The 3,392-nt window shown below is 34.3% G+C and carries 3 protein-coding genes; all 3 read left to right on the forward strand.

The window, feature by feature from the left end:
• Positions 1–266: 266 nt before the first annotated feature.
• Entirely contained in the window at positions 267–1,250 is a 984-nt protein-coding gene (locus tag ACFFIS_RS03520; protein ID WP_000336291.1) for a protein rep, read from the forward strand.
• 103 nt (positions 1,251–1,353) lie between these two features.
• Entirely contained in the window at positions 1,354–1,416 is a 63-nt protein-coding gene (locus ACFFIS_RS03525) for a tetracycline resistance efflux system leader peptide (RefSeq protein ID WP_012779615.1), read from the forward strand.
• A gap of 33 nt (positions 1,417–1,449) precedes the next feature.
• A complete protein-coding gene (tet(L), locus tag ACFFIS_RS03530; protein WP_001574277.1) occupies positions 1,450–2,826 on the forward strand; it encodes a tetracycline efflux MFS transporter Tet(L) in 1,377 nt (458 codons plus the stop codon).
• The last annotated feature ends 566 nt before the right edge of the window (positions 2,827–3,392 follow it).

A 3,392-nucleotide genomic window follows, 5' to 3' on the forward strand; every position in this document is an offset into this window, starting at 1 on the left:
AGATCAGGGAATGAGTTTATAAAATAAAAAAAGCACCTGAAAAGGTGTCTTTTTTTGATGGTTTTGAACTTGTTCTTTCTTATCTTGATACATATAGAAATAACGTCATTTTTATTTTAGTTGCTGAAAGGTGCGTTGAAGTGTTGGTATGTATGTGTTTTAAAGTATTGAAAACCCTTAAAATTGGTTGCACAGAAAAACCCCATCTGTTAAAGTTATAAGTGACCAAACAAATAACTAAATAGATGGGGGTTTCTTTTAATATTATGTGTCCTAATAGTAGCATTTATTCAGATGAAAAATCAAGGGTTTTAGTGGACAAGACAAAAAGTGGAAAAGTGAGACCATGGAGAGAAAAGAAAATCGCTAATGTTGATTACTTTGAACTTCTGCATATTCTTGAATTTAAAAAGGCTGAAAGAGTAAAAGATTGTGCTGAAATATTAGAGTATAAACAAAATCGTGAAACAGGCGAAAGAAAGTTGTATCGAGTGTGGTTTTGTAAATCCAGGCTTTGTCCAATGTGCAACTGGAGGAGAGCAATGAAACATGGCATTCAGTCACAAAAGGTTGTTGCTGAAGTTATTAAACAAAAGCCAACAGTTCGTTGGTTGTTTCTCACATTAACAGTTAAAAATGTTTATGATGGCGAAGAATTAAATAAGAGTTTGTCAGATATGGCTCAAGGATTTCGCCGAATGATGCAATATAAAAAAATTAATAAAAATCTTGTTGGTTTTATGCGTGCAACGGAAGTGACAATAAATAATAAAGATAATTCTTATAATCAGCACATGCATGTATTGGTATGTGTGGAACCAACTTATTTTAAGAATACAGAAAACTACGTGAATCAAAAACAATGGATTCAATTTTGGAAAAAGGCAATGAAATTAGACTATGATCCAAATGTAAAAGTTCAAATGATTCGACCGAAAAATAAATATAAATCGGATATACAATCGGCAATTGACGAAACTGCAAAATATCCTGTAAAGGATACGGATTTTATGACCGATGATGAAGAAAAGAATTTGAAACGTTTGTCTGATTTGGAGGAAGGTTTACACCGTAAAAGGTTAATCTCCTATGGTGGTTTGTTAAAAGAAATACATAAAAAATTAAACCTTGATGACACAGAAGAAGGCGATTTGATTCATACAGATGATGACGAAAAAGCCGATGAAGATGGATTTTCTATTATTGCAATGTGGAATTGGGAACGGAAAAATTATTTTATTAAAGAGTAGTTCAACAAACGGGCCATATTGTTGTATAAGTGATGAAATACTGAATTTAAAACTTAGTTTATATGTGGTAAAATGTTTTAATCAAGTTTAGGAGGAATTAATTATGAAGTGTAATGAATGTAACAGGGTTCAATTAAAAGAGGGAAGCGTATCATTAACCCTATAAACTACGTCTGCCCTCATTATTGGAGGGTGAAATGTGAATACATCCTATTCACAATCGAATTTACGACACAACCAAATTTTAATTTGGCTTTGCATTTTATCTTTTTTTAGCGTATTAAATGAAATGGTTTTGAACGTCTCATTACCTGATATTGCAAATGATTTTAATAAACCACCTGCGAGTACAAACTGGGTGAACACAGCCTTTATGTTAACCTTTTCCATTGGAACAGCTGTATATGGAAAGCTATCTGATCAATTAGGCATCAAAAGGTTACTCCTATTTGGAATTATAATAAATTGTTTCGGGTCGGTAATTGGGTTTGTTGGCCATTCTTTCTTTTCCTTACTTATTATGGCTCGTTTTATTCAAGGGGCTGGTGCAGCTGCATTTCCAGCACTCGTAATGGTTGTAGTTGCGCGCTATATTCCAAAGGAAAATAGGGGTAAAGCATTTGGTCTTATTGGATCGATAGTAGCCATGGGAGAAGGAGTCGGTCCAGCGATTGGTGGAATGATAGCCCATTATATTCATTGGTCCTATCTTCTACTCATTCCTATGATAACAATTATCACTGTTCCGTTTCTTATGAAATTATTAAAGAAAGAAGTAAGGATAAAAGGTCATTTTGATATCAAAGGAATTATACTAATGTCTGTAGGCATTGTATTTTTTATGTTGTTTACAACATCATATAGCATTTCTTTTCTTATCGTTAGCGTGCTGTCATTCCTGATATTTGTAAAACATATCAGGAAAGTAACAGATCCTTTTGTTGATCCCGGATTAGGGAAAAATATACCTTTTATGATTGGAGTTCTTTGTGGGGGAATTATATTTGGAACAGTAGCAGGGTTTGTCTCTATGGTTCCTTATATGATGAAAGATGTTCACCAGCTAAGTACTGCCGAAATCGGAAGTGTAATTATTTTCCCTGGAACAATGAGTGTCATTATTTTCGGCTACATTGGTGGGATACTTGTTGATAGAAGAGGTCCTTTATACGTGTTAAACATCGGAGTTACATTTCTTTCTGTTAGCTTTTTAACTGCTTCCTTTCTTTTAGAAACAACATCATGGTTCATGACAATTATAATCGTATTTGTTTTAGGTGGGCTTTCGTTCACCAAAACAGTTATATCAACAATTGTTTCAAGTAGCTTGAAACAGCAGGAAGCTGGTGCTGGAATGAGTTTGCTTAACTTTACCAGCTTTTTATCAGAGGGAACAGGTATTGCAATTGTAGGTGGTTTATTATCCATACCCTTACTTGATCAAAGGTTGTTACCTATGGAAGTTGATCAGTCAACTTATCTGTATAGTAATTTGTTATTACTTTTTTCAGGAATCATTGTCATTAGTTGGCTGGTTACCTTGAATGTATATAAACATTCTCAAAGGGATTTCTAAATCGTTAAGGGATCAACTTTGGGAGAGAGTTCAAAATTGATCCTTTTTTTATAACAGGAATTCAAATCTTTTTGTTCCATTAAAGGGCGCGATTGCTGAATAAAAGATACGAGAGACCTCTCTTGTATCTTTTTTATTTTGAGTGGTTTTGTCCGTTACACTAGAAAACCGAAAGACAATAAAAATTTTATTCTTGCTGAGTCTGGCTTTCGGTAAGCTAGACAAAACGGACAAAATAAAAATTGGCAAGGGTTTAAAGGTGGAGATTTTTTGAGTGATCTTCTCAAAAAATACTACCTGTCCCTTGCTGATTTTTAAACGAGCACGAGAGCAAAACCCCCCTTTGCTGAGGTGGCAGAGGGCAGGTTTTTTTGTTTCTTTTTTCTCGTAAAAAAAAGAAAGGTCTTAAAGGTTTTATGGTTTTGGTCGGCACTGCCGACAGCCTCGCAGAGCACACACTTTATGAATATAAAGTATAGTGTGTTATACTTTACTTGGAAGTGGTTGCCGGAAAGAGCGAAAATGCCTCACATTTGTGCCACCTAAAAAGGAGCGATTTACATATG

It is taken from the genome of Paracerasibacillus soli (genome assembly GCF_042432965.1).
Lineage (GTDB): Bacteria > Bacillota > Bacilli > Bacillales > Amphibacillaceae > Paracerasibacillus > Paracerasibacillus soli.

Bases quoted from the DNA above. Each gene is read 5' to 3' on its own strand.
- ACFFIS_RS03520 (WP_000336291.1), top strand. From the start codon at position 267: ATGTGTCCTAATAGTAGCATTTATTCAGATGAAAAATCAAGGGTTTTA.